The organism is Streptomyces winkii (assembly GCF_032248595.1).
GTDB lineage: Bacteria > Actinomycetota > Actinomycetes > Streptomycetales > Streptomycetaceae > Streptomyces > Streptomyces winkii.
The window spans coordinates 1-345 of sequence record NZ_JASTTH010000028.1 but is presented as its reverse complement, the minus strand read 5'-3'; the positions used below and the strand labels follow the sequence as shown (position 1 = coordinate 345).

Annotated in this window: 1 rRNA gene; it reads right to left on the bottom strand. The window is 57.4% G+C overall.

The features are described from left to right. Positions 1 to 117 (bottom strand): 5S ribosomal RNA (gene rrf / locus QQM67_RS30530). Positions 118 to 345: the final 228 nt, after the last annotated feature.

Sequence of the window (345 nt, the reverse complement as noted above, 5' to 3'; positions counted from 1 at the left end):
GTTCGGCGGTGTCCTACTCTCCCACACGCTCCCGCATGCAGTACCATCGGCGCAGTAAGGCTTAGCTTCCGGGTTCGGAAAGTAACCGGGCGTTTCCCTCACGCTATGACCACCGAAACACACCCCCCACACAGGGGGGAAACTTGTGTGTGCTGTTGTGTCAGCGCTCTATCCACTTATCAGCCGGCCAACCATCCGGGCGGCTGGTTGTGGCCAGGGGTGGTTGTTGTTTCAGATACCGGACAGTGGACGCGAAACAAATACGTGTGTGGTCAAGCCCTCGGCTTATTAGTACCAGTCAACTCCAACCCTCACGGGTCTTCCATATCTGGCCTATCAACCCGG